Genomic DNA, 20,646 nt, shown 5'->3' with positions numbered 1-20,646 from the left:
GTCATGAAAGACATTGTAATGGAAAGGTTAAGTAAGATGGAAGACCTTGAGCAACGTAGATTGCTGAAAAATATTATCACAGGGGTTTTTTTAAATCTGGTGGAATATCAGGAAGAAATGAACAGGAAGTTGGAGGAACGGGTCTTTAACGAGGTGAGAGATAGCGAGGAGAAATATGATGTTTATGTGACAGTATGCTCTAGAGATAAATTGGATCCAGTCCATGAATTTCTATACCCGATGATACCTGAAGATGTAGAAGAGAAGACTTATGATATGAAGAGTTTGGCATGCAAAGTAGATCGAAAGGAAGAGGTTCGTCTACTGACGATATTTTTACAGTGCAACTTCATGAAAATAAAAAAACTTATAGATAGCCAGAGAATATTTTCAGGAGAGATAATCACCACAGGAGGACGTTATAGGATCGAGGTACGTCTTCAACAGAACGAAGCTTATATGCACGAAATAGAGAAATTATACAATATTTTCTTGATAAATGGAATTCATTGGAGAACTATAAACCATCCGTACGCGAATAAATTTTTTGATGTCATGTTGGTGGGATGTGAGGGAACGCTAAAGGAAGAGGAAGAAATACTGGAAATAACAATCGATCTGGAAGAATATGAAAAATATAAAAAACTCGATATGATCCCTTTATGGAATATAGAAAGGCTGCCTTTAAAAAACATCGGCTTTCCAGTTCCGGCTACTGACAAGGTAAATTTCGAACATGTGTTATCACTGCGAAAAATGGGCACAAAACATGGTTACCTTGTGGAGGGGAACGAGGAGATAATACGCTACATCAAACGAACGCCAGAGGAGCTTATTATTGTGTCACCTAGGGAAAAATCAGAGGTATGGAATGTGCTTAAAATCACACAACCTGTAGAAACAAACATCGGCAGGATAGAATACGAGCTGGTATCAAACAAGCGAGAAAACAGCTTCGTTAGCGGATTTGCCCGGAAGCAAGCAGTGAGCGTCAGAGCGAAAGGGGAAATTGTGAGGATCATAAACTCGTTTGAAGTCTCCAGGTACCTTGAATTAAAGCATATAGAAATTAGCAAACGGGCGCATGGAATGGAACAAACCTACGGGATGAACCGATTCATAAACGATAATATGGGAGTTGAAAGCGATAAAAAAATTATGCGGCTTCGATTCAAGGCACGCGAAAGCAGCAGCTTTATCCTCTATGATCTTATGAGCTTTCTAGTATCAGAGGTACAACTGTATTTTCCGGAATACAAATGTGAAGGAGCGTTATCTTGAATTACATATGGGACTTAATCATAAAGGCGGAACAGTCTGGCATCGAGAAACAGTATATCCGTTTCGTTCCTGCTAAAGTGTATTCGCCCTATATGGAGCTAAGCAATGAATTGATTAATACGCGGGTTATTGAACAAAAGGTAGAAATCAATCCTTACTATAGATTTTACGACATTTTCCGCGATCTGTTCGATGCCAATAACAACGATGATATAGAGTTAAGGGACACTTTGTTTGATATCATTATTCACTTTTTAGCGGATATTGATCTTATACAGGGGATGAACAAGCGGGAGTATTATATCAAGTTTGTACTCAGGGATATTGAAAGGGGTCTTCTCGGAAACAGTGTTAGAGAAAAAATAAGACGATTTAATAGAGAAGAAAGGGAAGTGCTCGCTCATAATATTTTGCGGCTATATGAAACAGGCGAGGCGTTATATCTGTTTAGAGATACGATGCGAAAAATATTTAAGAGTTGCATCATTTACGCAAATTGTGAAGAAAAGGATGAGTTGCTTATTTACATCGGTCAGGAAGAAAATGAGACAACTCAAGCAAAGCTTGAGCTTATTCAAGAAATTTTTCTCCCTGTGCGTTTTCATACGGAAATTTACTGGAAAAACCACTTTGGTATTATCGGTGTCGCGGAAACCATGCGAATGGACAACATTGCGCTCTACTAATTAGGCAGGCAAGGGAGGCAGGTTGCTATGAACACATATTCATACAGGCTGTATATAAATAAAAATAGCCGAGAAGGGGAACGAAATGCAGTAAGGTACACACGGGATGAACTGTTGGAGATGACGACATTTCAACTGAGAAACATATGTTACAAGGAAAAGTTAGTCAAAGGATTGATCAATACGTTAGACAGGGAGAGTCTAATTGATACTATCTTAAAGTTTAGAAGTGCCGAAGAAAGCTTGTTGATAAAGAGCTTTAAAAAAGACGGGTTTGAAAGAATAGAGTCCGCCCTTAAAAAATATTTGAATACACCGCTGTCGGATAACGGAAATATAAAAATTCCAGCGAAAATGACCATATATACTGGGTTAAAGGTAGACAAGCTGGATCAATATCGTGTGGAGGTTGGACATGACATTGTTGAATCTAATGTACTGCTTGTGAATGATGCTCTCGAATTGTGTGCGATTCTCAATCTCGTAAAAGACGATGTTGGGGATTATTACCTGTCTACGGAAAAAGAAGTTGAAATAAGAAGAACCGGAAACAGAAATTACAGCTTTTTGTTTTTTAGAAAGCAAGATTCAGAATATATTTATAAAACCTACTATGAGGACAGACCCCTTCCTCCTACAAACTTACACTACTATAAGATACCGATTGCAGATTTGGAGATTAGAGAGCTTGAGGAAACAGAGACAGCGCTGGCGATAGATTTTGGAACTTCCAACACAACAGCCGGAGCTTTTCTTGATAACGGATATATATCTTCTCCTTGCAGTAATGATTTGTTAAATGGAAGGATAAGGTTGAATAGCATTAATTTTGTTATGTTTCCTGATACGACTTCCAAGGAGGAATGGATAGAGCTTCTACCGACAGTAGTGAGTGTGATAGATTGCTCCGACCCTCAAGACATCAAGTATAATTTCGGCTATGAAGCACTGAAATATATGAAAAAGAACGGATACAGCGGTCATGCTACAGCATTTCATGGGATCAAGAGATGGGTAAACAGCTATACGAAGATAGAGGAAGTAATGGATGGTCAGGGAAACACAGCGCAAGTGAAAAGAAGCGATATTCTAAGAGCGTATATCATGTATGTGATAAAGATGGCAGAGCACCAGTTTAAGTGCCGTTTTAAAAATCTACATATATCCAGCCCGGTAAAATTAAAAACACAGTTTATCGAGATGTTTACTGAAATATTGCCGGAGTATCACATTGAATCCGAAAATGCACTGGATGAAGGCATGGCGGTGCTTTTTAATACGATCGCTGATCAGATAGAGAAAAATAATTTTATAGATGGAGAAGAATACAAAGCTCTTGTCATTGATTGTGGTGGGGGTACCACTGATCTTTCCTCCTGCTTGTTTCGAATTGAAGATGGGCACATCTCTTATAAAATTGATATTCATACAAACTATGAAAACGGGGATACGAATTTCGGAGGAAATAACATCACCTATCGGATTTTACAATTTATGAAGATCGTATTTGCAGACTATTACAGTAATGGAAAGAGCGCAATTGATATCGACAGCTTAATTGATATTCCTGGAACGGATATTTTTCGGCATGTAGATGAGTTTGGGGTTCGATCAGTATATGAGAAATTTGAAGCTTACTACCGTGCAGCGGAAAAAATAATTCCGACCCGATTTAAGGAGTATGAGAACAGAACATTAGATGAATATCAGAGGGTAAGAAATAATTTTTATTTTTTGTGGGAAATTGCAGAGGATATGAAAAAAGAATTTTTTCGGAAAACCGGTATTTTGAGAAACCGGTTTTATTCTGAAACTAAGAACTATCGCGAAAATGACCTTAAAATCACAGCAGTGGATCGCTGGTTCTTATCAGTGTGGGAAAATGGACGATGTAAGGATGTGTATGATGTTCCAGATGTAGTCTTTAATATAAAAGAGATTAATCAGCTTATTAAAGCGGATATTTATGAAATCGTTCGTAAGTTTCTCGAAGACTTTTACCAGGAGGGAAGGCTTCAGGAATATTCAATCATAAAACTCACAGGTCAGTCATGCAGAATTGACGTTTTCCGAGAAGCGTTAAAGGAATTTGTCCCAGGAAGGAGTATCGAATTCAGACAGAAATCAGAAGATACGGGAAAGGTGCCGGACTTAAAGTTATCCTGCTTGAGAGGAGCCTTGCGATATCTCAATGCCCAAAAAGCGGGATATATCGAGGCCAGCATCACAAATCATGCCCCGGTAGTTCCTTATTCGTTAACTGCATTTACACATAATCGGCAGGAGAAAGTGTTGATCAGAAACCAGGAAAGACTGAGCCAGGTTCAGGGATCCATATCCAGGCCGATTGGGGTTACAGAGATCGAATTCTACTTAAAAGGAAACGAGGGAAGTATACGGCACAAGTATGTATACATAAATTGTGCTGAAAACTATAAGCCTGTATTGTACCGGAACATCGCCGAGAAATATGGTGGAAATATACCTCAGGACGATACGGATTCCATTGTAAATGGAGAAGTGAAATTTTTTGTGTTTGCTGACAAAGACAATTGGGGCTTTCATGTCGTTCCCGTTGCAAGACAAAATGAACAACTTTATTTAGGCAAGAAGAAATTTTTCGCCTTTGAAAACGACCTCTCGGAATTGGATTACTTTGATGGATGGAAATAATGAAATATAGAGGAAAGGGGAGGCGTCATTGTTTTTAGATCTTTATCCAAACTTCAAGAAAGGAAGAATCTTGAAGAAAGAGATGTTGGAGAGTCTAAGGGATTATCCCAGGAACTTCATCGACATTCGGTTTAAAGATTATTCGGATGGGGTTGTTGTAGGGGCTGAGATCCTCATTGAGGAAGACTGCCTTACCATCACAAGCGGAATCGTGAAGCACGGAGGCAGAATGTATATGCTTGAAAATGATTGCCAAATCCCTTACCGTGCTACAGGGGAAGAGATCTTAATTAAAATACAGTTTAAAAAAGAAGATGTACACGCAGATTTCATTTCTTATGGTACAGAAATATTTCTGGATGAAGATGTGCGGATAAAACAGGATGAACTGGAACTGGGACGGTTTAAATTAAAGCCAGGAGCCAGATTACGATCAGAATACCAGAGTTTTGCCGACTTTGCTACAGAATACAATACTGTGAATATCATCCATGTGAAATATTCCGGTTTTAGAAAAAGTACCCTTAACCCCGCTATCCTAAGGTACTTTGCAACCGAAATATTAAAAAGTGGCAGTGTAAACCCAAACCCTTATGACATCGCATTTTCTATGCAGTGCATGAACCAGGGCATTGTGGACAGGGAACTCATTCTTCACTATATAGCAAACAGGTTGGGAAAAGGATACAAGGAATACTCGAATGGACAGATACATAAATATTTGGGAAGCATTTTGGAAGAGGTCAAAGGTGGGAGCAAAGCGAAGCCAGGGCTTAGACCTGGCGGACCTCAGAGAGTGATTGTGGATTAAGTATAGCAAGGAATGGTGAGTCTGATGGAATATATGGATGAAAAAATTATTGAATTGATGAATGAAAAGCAGGAGGAACTCGCTCGAATTTTCAAGGAAAATAATGGTTATGAAGGAACTGTACGGCAGGATGTGCAAACAGACTTTATTGAAATAAACGATGAAATCATCCCATTTGAGGAAAAAAGTGTACTGAAGGATAAGGTCAAGCTACGTTTGCCTGAGACGTTTATCGTCATGCCTCCTGAAATTGCGTCTTTGAAATACCCTTCTGAAAGAAGGCCGAATCTGATCTACACAAATGAAAGTGCCTCCATTAACATTGCCTTCAACCATACACAAAGCCCGCTACATGATACAAATATGGAGGCGTTCAAAAAAAGCATGGTGCAAGTCATCAAAAAGACGCAGCCACTGGCCCGATGGTTTGAAGAAGGTGTAAGAAATGTGAACGGAAGAAACATTGGGTTCTGTGATTTTCTAGCTCCGGCATTGGACGTAAACATTTATAACTTACTATTTTTTGCTGAGCTGGAGGGAAGAGCCCTCCTGTGTACATTCAATTGCACGGAAGAAGAGATGAAGGATTGGAAACCTGTAGCAATGGGAATTATGGACTCGGTGAAAATAGTCCGATGAGAAAGGGGAAACTGATATATGAGTCTATCTGTTATTACATATAACAATTTGCAGGTATCTCCATATAAGCTCGTCAACCTGCTGGAGTTAAAAATCACGAAGAAAATCAATGATCATGCTAGATTGTACTTTACGGGAATTGTACCGGAGGAGCTAAAGGATAGTTATGTCGAGATGACTGATACTCACACACAGATCCAGATCAATCAGATAGATGAACAGTCCAACAGTACCCCTCTCTTTACTGGAATGGTATTAAGTATTGAAGTGAAAGCAGTTAGAGATATTTACTATATAGAGGTGGAAGCTGTATCCCATACGTATCGTTTAGATGTTAAACGGAAAAGCCGCTCTTTTCAAAACAAGGACATGCCTTATTCCGCTTTGCTACAAAAAGTAGCTTCTGACTATCCAGGTGTGGATGTTATGGATGTAGCTTCAAAAGCCGCTCGTATCGAAAAGTTCACCATGCAGTATCAGGAGACAGATTGGCAGTTTTTAAAAAGAATGGCCTCCCGTTTTAACACGGGGCTGGTACCGGCATCTACTTTCGACAGGCCCAAGTTTTACTTCGGGGTGCCAGAAGGCGGCTCAAAAGGAAAGCTGGAGGACTTTCACTACAGTGTAAGAAAAAAAATATCAGATTTCCGGAATGCTTCAGAGAACTACATCCAGAGTGTTGATGAAAACGACTTCATCTACTATGAAGCAGAGACAGATCAAGTGCTTGACATTGGCAGCAGGGTAGATTTCAAAGGAAAAAGTCTATTCGTTTGCGAAGCATATACACAGATGAAAAACGGCCTGTTAAAGCATCAGTACATCTTATGTTCAAAAAAAGGGATGAGTCAGAACACCTTCTATCATTCAGGAATTACAGGACTGTCTCTTCAGGGAAAGGTAATCGACGTAGAAAAAGACAATGTCAAGGTTCATCTTGACATTGATCCGGAACAAAGCGTAGCCGAAGCATACTGGTTCCCTTATTCATCGGTATATACAGCAGAAGGAAACACCGGCTGGTATTGTATGCCGGAAATAAATGACTATGTCCGCATTTATTTTCCAAGCAAGAAAGAAGAAGAAGGGATTGCGATCAGTTCGGTACGGAAAGATTCGGAGATCAGAGAAAAGAATAAGCTTGAAAATCCTGGCATTAAATATTTCAGAACGGCGGCCGGTAAAGAAATAATGCTTAGCCCGGAAGAGATTGTCATTACCGGAAAAGATGGAGAAATCTTCATCAAATTAAGTGAAAAAGACGGAATTCAAATCTTCAGCAAAAAAAATATCAAAATTGTCTCGCAGGAAGATATCTCGATGAGCGCGGGAAAGAAAATTGTCATGTCTGCTAAAGAAGAGATCAATATAACTTGTAAGGAAAGCAACATCAAGATGGATGGCAACACAAGCATCACAGGTAAGGAAGTAAAAACAAACTAAGCGCTATAGAATGAGGAGGGAGAAAGAGAATGGTTAAAGAGGAAGTAGTGCAGCAGTTCATAGAAAACGATGTAGAAAGCAAAAGTCTTGAAAGCCTGTTCGCTTTGGAAGAATACTTTCAAATGCATAAAGATGCACTCGCTCAGGGGTTTATCCAATCTTTTAAGCAACTATGCCTAAAAATAAAAGAAATGCAAGCACAAGGAGAAAAGAATAACATCGGATATATTACGTATTCCATGTTGCGTACGGAAATTTTGGAAGGAAGACATATTTATTTACTAGAGGCTTTTGATAATACCTGGTTTTTTGATCGAAAGGAATGCCAGATCGAATATGATGCTAGCTGGGCGTTTCAATTTCTAGATCGATTAGAAAGTGAACTGGAAAAAAGAAGTAAAACATACATGGGAGCCATCACAAAACCGGATATTGAGAAGATAAAGCTGAGAGAGGCTAAAAAATACAATCTGTATGTTGTCAGTCTTGCCAAGTATGCGATGTCACAGGCAACCGCATTGCCCGAATATTCGGATATCGAGAGAGAAGAGGAATTGGAAGTGCGGGTCGGAGAATACCTGGATATTAGCGAAATTGTCTATAAAGAGGATACAAGAGTAAAAGATTCCATAGAGATGAAAGAATGGCTAGAAGAAAAGCTAGAGTATGAGTACGCGTATGAAGTATTCTCCAACCTTGATTTGTCCCACGGGGATTATGAAGGCATTGACTTACGATATGCAGATGTAAAGCACAGTAACGTATCAAAAAGTAATTTGCGTGGGTGTATATTGCTTGGTACAAAATTTACTCATTGTAATTTGCAAGGAACGGATTTTAGCCACAGCCTAATTAGTGAAGCCGACTTTAGCCAAAGTAATCTAAAAGGTGCCATATTTCGTGATGTTGAAGGGTTAAGTGGTTTAATTGATTCAACCTATTGGGAAATGCCAGGACTTACTGCGGTGAACTTTGAAGGAGCAGACCTTGAGGGAGCTGACTTTGAAAATGCAAATCTCAAAGGCGCTGTGTTTGTAGGAGCCAACCTTACCGCTACTAACTTCAAAGGGGCTAATCTTGAAAATGCGGTATTCTCTGTGGAAGATATTGAAAAAGTAAGACTCGATAACAGTCAAAGGGAAAGCATTATTTTGAAATTCTAACTTCCAGGGAAGGGGACAAAGGATGAACTATTTTATCATTTCGCAGGATGAAAGGATACAGGATGCTGTCCAGCCGATGGGTATATCCCAGGTGATTACAAAAGAGATGTTGACAAAAAAGAAAGTCCGTGACATGGACAAGTTGAATCTTCAGTTTCAAATTAGGGAACAAGATACAACAGAATATGTAGACTTTATTGAAAAGCCTATTCCGTTGCTATCTGATAGAGGCAAGCAAATCATAGAAAAGTATGTGCCGAAGCTGTATTTTAAATCTGTTATGCTAAAGGACATGAAACGGTTGAGACAGGAGCTATACTGGCTGATTGTGCCGCCTCGTATAGATTGTCTGTCCGAGCAAACTGAATTTCATAAAGACGGTACGTTAAAAAGGCTAGTGATTGATGAAAGCAAAGCAGCGCCTTATAAAATTTTCAAAATAAAAGGGATTATGGAAGAGTACATTCTTATTAGTCTGGATGTGGCAGAAAGCTTATTGCGGAGAGATTTTACGGGGATTCGGCTCAAAAAAGTAGAAAAGGAAATCGTTGAAGAGAGGGGATAACCTATGGACGTCAAAATTTTTGATAGTAACGGGGAAGGGCAAAGCTATGTAGTGGCAGGGGCGGTGTTATCCTGCAGTTATGGAAGTACGAAGAGCAAACTGCAAGCTCCTTTCAGTCATGGCGTATACAGCAGGGGCAAGGCACAGTTGAACATTATGGATTATAAGCCAAACATTAACATCATGCCTTTCGGCTTGTGCAGCAGTATGGCCAACCCGGCAGTAGCGGCGGCCACAGCGGCCAATAAAGGTGTGCTTACAAGAATACTTTGCACGCCAGTTGTGACGATGCCATGGATAAACGGGAAACAGAATGTCCTGATCGGGAAATATCCCGCACTTCTCAACAAATGCACGAACCAGTGTATGTATGCTGGGATCATCAGTATTGTAGATGATGGACAGGAGTAAGAAATGGAAGGTAGATGTAGCGGGGACTGAAGAAGGAACATGTCACTTTATTATGGACTTCACAGGAAAAGTAAAGGAGGGGTGAGGTGGAAATGAGGGCAGGGTATGGAAATGTTGAGCTTATATCTCCTTATGAGGTGCAACGTCTAAATGAAATTAAAATTGTGAAAACAGTAAATGACCATGCGAAACTCTATGTCACAGGGATAATCCCGGAAGAACAACAAGACTTCTATATTGAAATGGCAAACAGTACGGATACGGTGAAAGTTAACCAGGTGGAAAATGGTCGCATCGTACGGCCACTTTTTAGCGGACAGGTGTCCCATATCGAGATCAAGGCTGTTAGAGGTATCTATTACATAGAACTGGAAGCCAGATCCCATACGTGCAGGATGGATGTGAAGCGGAAAAGCCGCTCCTTTCAAAATAAAGACATGCTATACACTGACTTGATCGAGACAATCCTCGCCAATTATTCTGGTTCTGACTATATTGATACTGTTTCGGAGACTTCCAAACTTAGGAAATGCATCATACAATATGAAGAGACAGACTGGCAGTTTCTGAAACGAATGGCCTCCCATTTTGGTGCGGTTCTTCTTCCAGAAGCGACGGCAGATGCACCAAAGTTTTGGTTCGGCATGCCGGAAGGAAGACCGGGAGAGCTATGGGAGCATCAATACAGCGTGAAGAAAACCCTTCCCATCTATATGAAAACAACAGAGAACGATTATGCAGCAGGGTTGAGCGGGAACGATTTTTTGTACTATCGAATAGAAAGCGAAGCCTATTTCAATCTTGGAGACAGAATAACCTACAAAGGGAAGGAGCGAGTGGTTGCTGAGTCTACGGCTGTGATGAAAAACGGCACCATGACCTACGAATACATATTAGCATCGGAAAAAGGCATCCGGCAAAACCTGATTTTTAACGATCAGATTACAGGGGCATCCCTGGAAGGCAAAATCCTCGATGTAGCCAAAGACACCGTCAAAATTCACCTCGATATCGATAAAACCCAGGACAAAAACGAAGCCTGCTGGTTTCCGTATTCCACACCCTACACCGCTGAAAGCAACAGTGGCTGGTACTGCATGCCGGAGCTAGGAGATACTGTGAAGCTGTACATCCCGGGCAACCGGGAAGAAGAAGCGGTAGCCATTTGCTCCATTCGCAGAGGACAAGACCGTTCTCCCAAGGTAGAAGACCCCGCTATCAAATACTGGGGAACGCCGCATGGCAAAGAGATGATGCTGGGGGGACAGGAACTTATTTTTACCGCCAAGGAAGAGGGAATCTTCCTCAAGCTGCATGAAGAAGATGGCATCGAAATCCACAGCGAAAAACCGATCGTCTTTACCTCGGAAAAAGACCTGAAAATCGATGCAGGTAATGAGCTAAGTGTCCAGGCACAGGAAGCTGTCTACATGGTATGCGGTGCAAGCAGTATGATGCTGGATGGCATCACCGATATTCAGGGTTTGCGAGTGGAAATGGAAGGTACGGTGAAAGGGCCAGTTGTTGTGGACGATTTGATAGAAGAAGAGGAAGCTCCACAGAAAGAATGGGAGGGAGACAGGACGGAACTCGCCCAGCACGTAGCAGGATTGATCCCGGGATCAGGAGATGCGGACGGGAATCTTCAGGAAGGCGGGAAAGACATCGCTCGCACTGTTGCGGCATGTGTCCCTTTTGTTGGTGAGGTGGCCGCACGAGCGAAAATGGCGCTAAAAGCAGTCAAAGCTAAGAAAGCTGGGCGGAAGACATGAGCTGGTGGGGGACATTAAAAAAGAAGGCAGGACTGCAAATAAGGAAGTTTTCACAGTCGGTGTCAAGAGCGACAGCCGCTGTGCAGCGAACAGTGTCACGAGGAGTAACAGCGATAAAAAAAACGGCATCAAAAACAGGAACAGCCATAAAGAGAACGGTATCCAAGCTCACAACGACCATTAAACAGAATGGGGTAAAGGTACAAAAGTTTATAACATCGGCTGTGAAAGCAACAAAAATGGCTATAAAGAAGGGAATAAAAGTAGCCAAAACAGCAGTAAAGAAGATTGTAAAAGCGGGGAAAAAGATAGGGAAAGCAGCAAAAGCATTCGCAAAGAAGGCAGTATTACAAACACAAAAATTTTTGAATTCGATGGCAAGGGCAACGAAAGCATTTACAAAGAAGACAAAAGGGACATTGGAAGCAGCGAAACAAAAAGCGACTGCATTCGTAAAGCGTGAAGGGGGAAAGGTTGTTACCCAGGCAAGGAAGATAAAGAATAACCTCAGCCAGAATGAAAGGGTTAAGCGATTAAAAAATGACATGCGAAAGGCCCTTGTACTATCTAAAAGTTTTGGAAAGGGAGTTTGGGATGGTGGAAAAGAAGCGTTCACAGATACAGTGGAGTTAGCAAAACAACTTTGGTATAATCCAGAGCAAACGGTACAAAATATTGGTCAATCCCTGAGGGGAGAGTATAGCAAGGCAAAAAAATTTGCTGGACAAATGGTGAGTGACCCGTTCGGAACAACGAACAAAGTTATCCTTGGCATAGAGAAAGAATATGATGAATTTCAGAAATTGAGCCCTGAGCAGCGAGCTTATGTGATTGGGAAATTTGGGGGGAATAAGGTTGTAAACTTAGTAGGCGACAAAGGTTTATCGGTTGTTACTAAGCAAATGGCAAAGGCAGCAATGAGATTACCCCCCCATGTGATAAATGTTATAAATAATGAAAGAGGCTCAATATCAATTGGAGGAAGCAACAGGAATAAAACTACTCAGGGGACGGCAAAAGCTAAACAGTTTACCAAAGAACAACTTGCCACTAAACCGAAAAATTCACCTGATCCAGATAAGTGGCAGAAAAAAGGTGGAAAGATTACAATTGATGAAGATAATACTTGGACTTATCATGATTGGGAAGGGAATTCTGTATCATATCCTGGTGGGTATCCAGATTTCAAGGGGGCTGGAATGGTAAAACAGGAAGTTGATATAGGGAAGTTTGAAAGCTATCCAAAGGATTTTGCGAAAGCTGATGAATTGGCTCCAAATGGGCCTAAATCAAACAAAAGTACTTGGCATCATCATCAAGATGGTCAAACAATGCAAGAAGTTGATAAAGAATTGCATGATAGATTTAGGCATAGAGGCGGAATGTCACTTTCTCGAAAAAAGAAAAAATGAAAAGGAGCTGTGTTAAATGAATATTAAGGGTTTTGGACAAGCCACAGATGAGATGATAAGCAATTTTGAACAATATATAGGCTTTTCGTTACCAGAAGACTATAAACAATTTTTACGAGAATATAATGGGGGTACTGCAATTGTAAGATACAGTACTTTTTTTGTAGAAGAGTTAAACGAAAATATACCTCTTGATGTCATGTATGGATTGGGAGTAGAAAGACCTTTTGACATTATTAAATGGTACGACGAGTATGTGGACGATTTGTTTCCAAATAGCATAATAATAGGCGATGATCCTGGATCGGGAAAGATTGTTTTAGTAACTGATCCAGAGTATAAAGGAATTTATTATTGGGACCATGTATTCCATTTTGAGCAGTCAAGTGAAGATGAAAATACTTATGAGATTGCCGATAGTTTTCAGGCGTTTATTGATGGATTGAAGAATCCTTAATTACCGAGTTTACGTTATAAAAGCAGGGTCGTACAATACCACCAACAAACCAAACACTAAACAACTTGACAAACACTGATAAACTTTCAAAGGCTTTATTTTAACTTGAAATCTGAGCAGATTAACCCCAAACGAGTACTTTAAAGTTCGTCTGGGGTATTTTTTCGTCTAAAATTTTCATACACAAACCCTATGCAAGTTAGGAGGACCAGAACATGATGCGAGGACAAACAACAATTTGTGGAGCAACAACTAGAAAAGGGACAAGCTGCCAAAACATCCCGATGAAAAACGGGAGATACCTGATACATAATCCATATTGTAACAAATAATACGTAGTCCTCTACTAAGGGGACGGCAAAAGCTACACCTTCGAAACCTCCTACTAAGGTAAACTATGGTGACCATTATACAAGAGATGAAAAAAGAAGAAAGGTATTAAAACCGAACGTCGAATATACAACTCCATCGGGACACACTTACAAAACCGATGATAAGGGGCGTATAGTAAGTTGTGAAGGAAAACTTAATTTAGAACAAGGAAAAAGAAACACCCATGCTCAGAAGGTGGCGGGTAGAGAAGATAGACGTCCAGACGATGATGGCGGACATTTAATAGCAACTATATTTAAAGGTTCGGGTGGTCTTGACAACCTAGTTCCTATGAATGGGAATCTAAATAAAGGTGAGTGGAAGAAACTTGAGAATATGTGGGCTACAGCTCTTGAGAAAGGAAAAAGCGTGGAGGTGAAAATAAATCCTAAGTATCAAGGGAATTCACAGCGTCCTGTAAGTTTTGATATAGAGTATAAAATTGGTGATGGGAAATGGAAGTTCAAAGAGTTCAAAAATAAACCTGGAGGAAATTGAATATGGATGAAATAAGATTGAATAGCATTTATCAAAAAATTGCACAGACCGTAATTGAAACAATACCAGAAGAGTGGTTAAAGGTATTTGTATACGGTGAGATAACTGAGGATGTAAGAACGTCATTCTTCTATTATTACCCAGATAATAATAGTATTCCAACATATAGCCATGATATTCCAAACCTATTTGGAATAGATAAAGAAGAGTACAAAAAATTATGGCGGCAATTGTTAGATGGTTTAGAAGAATTGTGGTATGAGTTTAAGAACAATGGACAAGAACCTTGGACAAGTATCACTTTTATTTTTGATAATAAGGGTGATTTTAAAATTGACTATGATTATGAAGACTTATCGGATGCAGACGATAATGAAAGAAGTATTATTTGGGAACATAAATATTTAGGACTTATCCCAAAAGATGAAGATGATAGGTTATTTCTGGAAGAATATCTAAGAAGTATTGAAGATAAAACTGAATGATTAGAACTATTATCTACCCCAAACGAGTTATTAACACTCACTTGGGGTATTTTTTCGCCTAAAACCTTCATACACAAACCCCATGCAAGTTACGGAGGAATAGAATCATGATGCGAGGACAAACAACCATCTGCGGTGCGTTAACCCGAAAGGGGACAAGTTGCCAAAACATCCCGATGAAAAACGGGAGATGTCGGATGCACGGTGGAAAAAGTACAGGACCAAAAGACCGGAAAAAGTTGTGTAGAAACCAAAACGCCGCAGGCAACAAAGCAAGGGTTACAACCGGGGAGTATGAAACCATAACGTGGGAGACGTTGACAGCGCAAGAACAAAACAAGTTGCGGCAACACTATGGCTTACAACTTCACCAACGGATAAATAACCCATATGTCATGGAAGACGTGCGTATAGCAAGAATGCTACAGCGAAGCAGAGAGGAGACAGAGGATATCCGCTGGATTCAGATTGAAGAAGCCTTGACAAGGACACAAGGGAAAAGGTTTAAACAAATTTGCAGTATGTTACAGCGATAACCTACGAGAATCGGGTATGCTGCCATTCTACAAGGAATCCCACTGAATACACCGGACAGGGGAAGAGAACGGCATGAGCGAAAGCGCTCGTAGGCATACATGTTATTCTTGATGCCAAACGGGATATGTGTCATACTTTTGCCCATATCATACGCCTGTGCGTAGCTTGCGGATTGTCCGCATCCTTTGAAACCTTCTACACTTGCGAAAACTTATTATACAAACAAACTTCGAGCACTTGATTACCTTCTGGGTAATGCAGGTGCTTTTTTTGTTGTTGAGCCGGGAGAATGGGGAGGGGAAAATATAATGATATAGTCCAATAAGTGTTAAGTTTTTTATATATCCTACGAAAAAATTTGGTAAACAAGGGGGAGAACAAGGATGGCGCCAACCGTTTCAGTAGACAAACTTGTGCTGGAATACAAAGACGTGCCGCTGTCTGTATTTTATCGGTTTTTTATGCGTGTGCTGTTGCAGAAGTACAAGGTACGCTGGAGAGTATATCGAAAATTATACTGTTATCAATTTCATATACGGATGGGAAAGGGGGAATATCTACATGTGTTTTACAAGAACTTTCGGGAGAAGGAAGGATTTTTACATACGTTGCGCCTGGAGACACGACCGGAATATTACGAACGACTGAGTGAGATATGGGAATGGTTGCGACAGAAAGCAAGCAGAGTAGAATTTGTAAGCTGTGACATTGCGTATGACGTGCCGTTTTCGCTAGAGAATGTAGTGGTGATGAGCCGCGATATACGGCGATCTTTACACTTGTATAAAACGACTCGATACTTCGGAGTGCCGCATCAGCGAAAACAAAATGGTTACTGTCGGGTGTATGATAAGAAGCAGGAGCTTTGGGACAGGCATGGGATACAAATGGAAGGGGAATTGACACGCATTGAGATTGTGTATAAGCCAGCCGAAAATATTGAACTGACACATATACGAGACTGTCCGCCGGAACAGAACAAGCAGTATTATGCGGCAGTGATAACAGACTGGGCAGCGATGAAACCGAAAAAGGCAGAACAAATACGAAACATACAGAACGGAACAAATCTATACACCCGGTATATACGAGAAGGAGTGAAAAAAGAACTTGCCAGCCAGTATGTGTTGGATTTCAACGGGCTGGCAAGGAAAGAGTGGGAGAGAATACTTGAACCTGTGTATACGGCGGTGCTAGGAGTGGCTTAGTGTTTCTCTAGAACAAGCAAGTCACTGATGGATACGTCAAGTGTTTCACAGAGAGAAGCGAGTGTACGTAGATAAATGCGCTGAACCGGTTGATTGCATAACGTACTGACAGTAGAAGGACGCAGACCAGCTTGGTGGGCAAGCTGTTTTCGCGTCTTTTTTTGTTCGGCAAGAATTTCGTTGAGACGAAGACGACGGTATAGGACATAAGGGGACACCTCCTCTTGTATGAAATAACGGTTGCGTATAGTGTACGGTCTTCTGGTGAAGAAAACGAGCATAAAATTACGGGTTGTGCAGATTTTGGATGAGGTCGTATACTACGCATCAACGGTAAACCGTTACGAAAATTACAATTTTCTTTACGGGAGGGGAAATACATGCGACAGAAAGTCGTGGGATATGTACGGGTAAGTACCATAGGACAGGTAAAAGACGGGTACAGCCTCGCCTATCAGGTGGAAGAAATTGAACGATACTGTGAAGCGAACGGGCTTGACCTTATGCATATGTATGAGGACAGAGGAATAAGCGGCGCAAAAGTAGATGAAGAGGAGTTAACGATTGAACGGGAAGGGTTACAGGACATGTTGTATGACCTGCGATGGCGAGAAGTAGAGGGCATTGTTGTACTGAATACGTCGAGACTATGGCGTTCGGATATGGTGAAAGTAGTAGTGCAACGAGAGTTGCGCCGCTATAACGTAGATGTGAAGGCGATTGAACAGCCGAACTACAGCATTTATACGAAAGACCCGAACGATTTTTTGGTGAACGGAATGCTAGAACTGTTAGACCAGTATCAGAAGATGGAAATTGCGATGAAACTGGGAAAAGGCAGAACGAAGAAAGCGAAGGAAGGAGGGTATGCTGGAGGCAGAGTCCCGTTTGGCTATACGGCAAGAAAAGGACAAAAGAAGATACAAGTTCATGACGAACAGGCAACCATTGTTCGCCGATTGTTTGCGCTTAGAGAAACAAACTCATTATGGTCGCTGTCGCAGTTGGCGGAACAGCTAAACAGCGAAGGCTATCGTACACAACAAGGCAAACGGTTTACAAAAGTGCAGGTGAAAAATATGCTGGATCGCAAGGCGTTTTACCAGGGCTTCTATACATACGGTGGCATCCAAGCAGTTGGACAGCACGAAGCGATTTTATAAAAAGTTTTCTGCGGTATTTAAAAAATAGAACCTTTTTATTATAGATTAGGCAGGTTACGTTGAGCGAGAAATAAACGGATAGGCTGGCGTCCCAATGCGGGTCTTTAGACGAACGCTTGAACTCAGGTTGCCGACGTTTATTGTTGTTTGACACCATTCATAAACAGGGGAGATGGCTTTTTCATGCACTATAAGCAGAAGCATATTTATGTAGGAGTTGACCTGCATAAGAAAACCCATACGGCTGTGGTCATAAACTGCTGGAATGAAAAACTGGGGGAATGTACATTTGAAAATAAACCTGCCGCTTTCCATGAACTGATGGCATATGTAAAGTCGTTTACGAAAAAAGGCATGACCCCTGTGTATGGGTTGGAAGATGTAGGTGGATATGGTCGCTCGTTAGCGGTGTACTTGTTGGAAAATAACCAAAAGGTGAAAGAAGTAAACTCCGCCTTTTCGTATGCCGAGCGCAAAAGCTACCCGACCACACAAAAAAGTGATAGCTGGGATGCGGAATGTGTAGCGAAAATCCTGTTAAACAAGCTGGACATATTGCCCGATGCAAACCCGCAAGACGTGTACTGGACGATTGGTCAACTGGTGACGAGAAGGAATGGCTTGGTGAAAGCATTGGTAGCGCTCAAAAACCAGTTGCACATGCAGCTGAGTTATCACTACCCCAGCTACCGAAAGTTTTTTAGTGACATTGACGGCAAGTGTGCGTTGGCGTTTTGGCAGAAGTACCCCGCCCCACATTTACTCGAAGGTGTTTCGGTAGAAACATTGGCGGCATTTTTACGGAAGTCTAGCCATAACGCCTGTTCTACAAGGAAAGCAGAGGACATTCTCTCACTTGTACGAGCAGATGGTGACACGACAAGAAGCTATCAGGAACAACGAGACTTTTTAATTCAAAGCCATGTGCGAGATATAAAATTCAAAAAGCAGGAAATCCAGTATGTAGAAAACGAAGTAAGTAGGATGATGGATAGGCTAGACTACCAACTGGAAACGATGCCGGGTATAGACCTTGTAACAGCATCAGCGCTCGTTGCGGAAATTGGCGACATCAACCGCTTTGCTAGTGCAGACAAACTGGCACGTTTTGCAGGAATAGCGCCTGTCAATTTCAGTTCTGGCGGGAAAGGTACGAACCAAAAAAGTAGACAGGGAAACAGGGTACTGCATGGCTTGTTTTACAATCTAGCAGTACAGCAAGTACAAATATCCAAAGGCAGCAAAAAGCCTCGCAACCCATTATTTTATGAATACTTCAACCGTAAGAAAGAAGAAGGCAAAACGCCAACCCAAGCGTTGGTATGTGTCATGCGCCGTTTAGTCAACATTATTTACGGTATGATGAAAAACAAAACCGCCTTTCGTATGCCCGAACAGGTGGAACAACGGGTAAGCTAATCCAGCCAAAGGTGGCGTTGTTCATAACAAACAATAGCCGCCATTCGTTGTAGATCGCCAGCTTTACAACATAGGGGACGGGTAAAGCTCCTAATAAGACTTTTGTCGATAATCCATTTGATGATGCAGGGAAACTTAAACCGAATGTGAAGTATAAAGCTGGTGAGCACCAATATGATTATGAAACAGATCATCTTGGTAGAATTGAAAAGTTTAGTGCTGATGATTTAAAATTGACTACAAGAGATAAACGATTACCGCATGCTTCAAATACACCAGGTAAACAGCCAGGAGACCATGCAGGTCATCTGGCGGGAGATAGGTTCGGTGGTTCTCCTGAGTTAGACAATCTTGTCTCGCAATCAAGTGAAGTAAACTTGAGTAAATATAAAAAGCTTGAAAATAAATGGGCAAAAGCAATAAAAAACGGAAAAAATGTAAAAGTTGAGGTTAAAATTAAGTATGACGGTGAAAATCCTAGACCTACAGAATTTGAAGTGATTTATGAAATTGATGGAGCTATTGATAAGCTTGTTATAAAAAATTAAGGAGTGATTCTATTGACTAAGAGTTTTGAAGATTACTTTTCAGAGTTACAGGCTGATATGGTATCTGTATGTTTAGAATACGTAGACCATAAAGCAGAGGATATTTATTTATATTGTTCTTATGAACCAGAGACTTATTATTTCAATGTGTTTTATAGGATTAATAAGACATTTGTACTAAAACATAAGGTTAACGACGCCGTTAGATTAGTAAATGGAACACAAGAATATAATTATGATGTTTCAAGAGATAGACAATTAGGGCTCTTAAATATTTGTATTGAGGATTTAAAGAAAATACATGAGGTATGTAATGCTTTCAATCGAGAGATGCCGACTGAAATGAAATTGCATTATAACGTAGAAAAAAATAGTTTAGTGGCAAATTATAAATATGAGTTAGTATATTCAAATGATGATGAATTACTTCCAGATGATCTATTTGAACAATGGTTTGAAGAGATTAGTAAATCACAAGCGTAGTACACTTCAAGTTTGTAAAATATTTTGTTCAAGTGAAATAATGTATTGAGTATTGAAAATGAGAAAAGGATAGGTTAAGTTTCTAATTTTTATTCGCCGGGTTTACATTTTAGAGGCAGGATCGTACAATCTTATAAACACTTGATAAACTTTCAAAGGCTTATTCCAACTCGAACAATGAGGAGGAGTAAGCCTTTTTTGCATGTGAAAAAATGAGGAAGAAAAATATGGTGTAACCGTCAAGTACCTTTGAACAAAATTCGCTAATCTATTTTCAACAACACACCAGCCTGATCGATACCATCATAGCGGATTACCCCGGGGTGTTAAAGCCGATGATAAAATCCCCAATATAGCCGGAATAAAATTCCCCAACCTACAATAAGAACCATAGACATCTGAGAGGAGCTATGGTTCATGATTACGAGAGGGGAATTTTTTATGATCAAGGAGTTATACCGGAAAGGAATGTCTATCTCTGACATTGCCCGGCAGTTGGGGATTGATCGAAAAACAGTTCGTAAGTATCTTGGGGAAAACTCCCCGCCTTTGAAAAAGAAACGAACGAGCCGAGGAAGTAAACTAGACCGCTATAAAGACTACTTGCATAAACGCATGAT

At 40.6% G+C, this 20,646-nt stretch carries 21 protein-coding genes and 1 pseudogene; 21 read left to right on the top strand and 1 reads right to left on the bottom strand.

Annotated features, from left to right (window positions below; genetic code table 11):
- Positions 1-3 precede the first annotated feature (3 nt).
- From BLR88_RS09285 to BLR88_RS09210, 16 genes and pseudogenes are all read left to right on the top strand, one after another.
- Positions 4-1,281 (top strand): hypothetical protein, encoded by a 1,278-nt coding sequence (locus BLR88_RS09285; RefSeq protein WP_057900356.1) that lies wholly within the window; start codon positions 4-6, stop codon positions 1,279-1,281.
- Positions 1,278-1,967: a hypothetical protein gene (locus BLR88_RS09280; protein ID WP_057899213.1), complete on the top strand. Its 690-nt coding sequence runs from the start codon at positions 1,278-1,280 to the stop codon at positions 1,965-1,967. Before BLR88_RS09285 ends, BLR88_RS09280 begins: the two co-directional genes overlap by 4 nt.
- A 27-nt stretch (positions 1,968-1,994) precedes the next feature.
- Positions 1,995-4,640, top strand: a complete 2,646-nt coding sequence (locus BLR88_RS09275; RefSeq protein WP_091260507.1) for an Hsp70 family protein — start codon at positions 1,995-1,997, stop codon at positions 4,638-4,640.
- A 28-nt stretch (positions 4,641-4,668) separates the two neighbouring features.
- Entirely contained in the window at positions 4,669-5,451 is a 783-nt protein-coding gene (locus BLR88_RS09270) for a hypothetical protein (protein WP_057899211.1), read from the top strand.
- Positions 5,452-5,484: 33 nt separating this feature from the next.
- Positions 5,485-6,090: a hypothetical protein gene (locus tag BLR88_RS09265; protein ID WP_254778273.1), complete on the top strand. Its 606-nt coding sequence runs from the start codon at positions 5,485-5,487 to the stop codon at positions 6,088-6,090.
- Between the two features lie 18 nt (positions 6,091-6,108).
- Positions 6,109-7,533, top strand: coding sequence for a contractile injection system protein, VgrG/Pvc8 family (locus BLR88_RS09260; protein ID WP_057899209.1), 1,425 nt, complete (start codon positions 6,109-6,111; stop codon positions 7,531-7,533).
- 29 nt (positions 7,534-7,562) lie between these two features.
- A complete protein-coding gene (locus BLR88_RS09255) occupies positions 7,563-8,696 on the top strand; it encodes a pentapeptide repeat-containing protein (protein WP_057899208.1) in 1,134 nt (377 codons plus the stop codon).
- 22 nt (positions 8,697-8,718) lie between these two features.
- A complete protein-coding gene (locus BLR88_RS09250; RefSeq protein WP_057899207.1) occupies positions 8,719-9,261 on the top strand; it encodes a hypothetical protein in 543 nt (180 codons plus the stop codon).
- A gap of 3 nt (positions 9,262-9,264) precedes the next feature.
- Positions 9,265-9,672: a DUF4280 domain-containing protein gene (locus BLR88_RS09245; RefSeq protein WP_057899206.1), complete on the top strand. Its 408-nt coding sequence runs from the start codon at positions 9,265-9,267 to the stop codon at positions 9,670-9,672.
- A gap of 92 nt (positions 9,673-9,764) precedes the next feature.
- Positions 9,765-11,444 (top strand): contractile injection system protein, VgrG/Pvc8 family, encoded by a 1,680-nt coding sequence (locus BLR88_RS09240; protein WP_254778276.1) that lies wholly within the window; start codon positions 9,765-9,767, stop codon positions 11,442-11,444.
- The gene (locus BLR88_RS20115; RefSeq protein ID WP_254778271.1) at positions 11,441-12,856 is read left to right on the top strand and encodes an HNH endonuclease; all 1,416 of its coding nucleotides are present in this window, start codon (positions 11,441-11,443) and stop codon (positions 12,854-12,856) included. The genes BLR88_RS09240 and BLR88_RS20115 overlap by 4 nt, the downstream gene beginning before the upstream one ends.
- Before the next feature lie 16 nt (positions 12,857-12,872).
- Positions 12,873-13,313 (top strand): SMI1/KNR4 family protein, encoded by a 441-nt coding sequence (locus BLR88_RS09230; RefSeq protein WP_091260503.1) that lies wholly within the window; start codon positions 12,873-12,875, stop codon positions 13,311-13,313.
- Positions 13,314-13,769: 456 nt separating this feature from the next.
- A pseudogene (locus BLR88_RS09225) lies at positions 13,770-14,183 on the top strand (DNA/RNA non-specific endonuclease); the annotation flags it as partial.
- A gap of 2 nt (positions 14,184-14,185) precedes the next feature.
- A complete protein-coding gene (locus BLR88_RS09220; RefSeq protein WP_091260501.1) occupies positions 14,186-14,668 on the top strand; it encodes an antitoxin YezG family protein in 483 nt (160 codons plus the stop codon).
- Between the two features lie 107 nt (positions 14,669-14,775).
- The gene (locus tag BLR88_RS09215) at positions 14,776-15,204 is read left to right on the top strand and encodes an HGGxSTG domain-containing protein (protein WP_091260499.1); all 429 of its coding nucleotides are present in this window, start codon (positions 14,776-14,778) and stop codon (positions 15,202-15,204) included.
- Between the two features lie 384 nt (positions 15,205-15,588).
- Entirely contained in the window at positions 15,589-16,413 is an 825-nt protein-coding gene (locus tag BLR88_RS09210) for a replication initiation protein (RefSeq protein WP_091260497.1), read from the top strand.
- Here BLR88_RS09210 and BLR88_RS09205 read toward each other — a convergent pair.
- Positions 16,410-16,631 (bottom strand): helix-turn-helix domain-containing protein, encoded by a 222-nt coding sequence (locus tag BLR88_RS09205; protein WP_091260495.1) that lies wholly within the window; start codon positions 16,629-16,631, stop codon positions 16,410-16,412. The genes BLR88_RS09210 and BLR88_RS09205 overlap by 4 nt on opposite strands.
- A 162-nt stretch (positions 16,632-16,793) precedes the next feature.
- On the opposite strand from BLR88_RS09205, the gene BLR88_RS09200 reads away from it, so the two are divergent.
- The 5 genes from BLR88_RS09200 to BLR88_RS09180 form a co-directional block, all read left to right on the top strand.
- Positions 16,794-17,576, top strand: coding sequence for a recombinase family protein (locus tag BLR88_RS09200; RefSeq protein ID WP_057899200.1), 783 nt, complete (start codon positions 16,794-16,796; stop codon positions 17,574-17,576).
- 183 nt (positions 17,577-17,759) lie between these two features.
- The gene (locus tag BLR88_RS09195; protein WP_091260493.1) at positions 17,760-18,995 is read left to right on the top strand and encodes an IS110 family RNA-guided transposase; all 1,236 of its coding nucleotides are present in this window, start codon (positions 17,760-17,762) and stop codon (positions 18,993-18,995) included.
- Between the two features lie 146 nt (positions 18,996-19,141).
- Complete coding sequence (locus tag BLR88_RS09190) at positions 19,142-19,543, top strand: DNA/RNA non-specific endonuclease (protein ID WP_091260491.1); 402 nt, start codon at positions 19,142-19,144, stop codon at positions 19,541-19,543.
- 12 nt (positions 19,544-19,555) lie between these two features.
- Positions 19,556-20,026: a hypothetical protein gene (locus BLR88_RS09185; protein ID WP_057899198.1), complete on the top strand. Its 471-nt coding sequence runs from the start codon at positions 19,556-19,558 to the stop codon at positions 20,024-20,026.
- A gap of 417 nt (positions 20,027-20,443) precedes the next feature.
- A partial coding sequence (locus BLR88_RS09180; RefSeq protein ID WP_139184952.1) for a helix-turn-helix domain-containing protein occupies positions 20,444-20,646 on the top strand: 203 nt, incomplete at its 3' end.

The sequence above is a fragment of the Aneurinibacillus thermoaerophilus genome, from assembly GCF_900099925.1.
GTDB classification, from domain to species: domain Bacteria; phylum Bacillota; class Bacilli; order Aneurinibacillales; family Aneurinibacillaceae; genus Aneurinibacillus; species Aneurinibacillus thermoaerophilus.
This window is presented reverse-complemented; position numbering and strand designations above follow the sequence as displayed.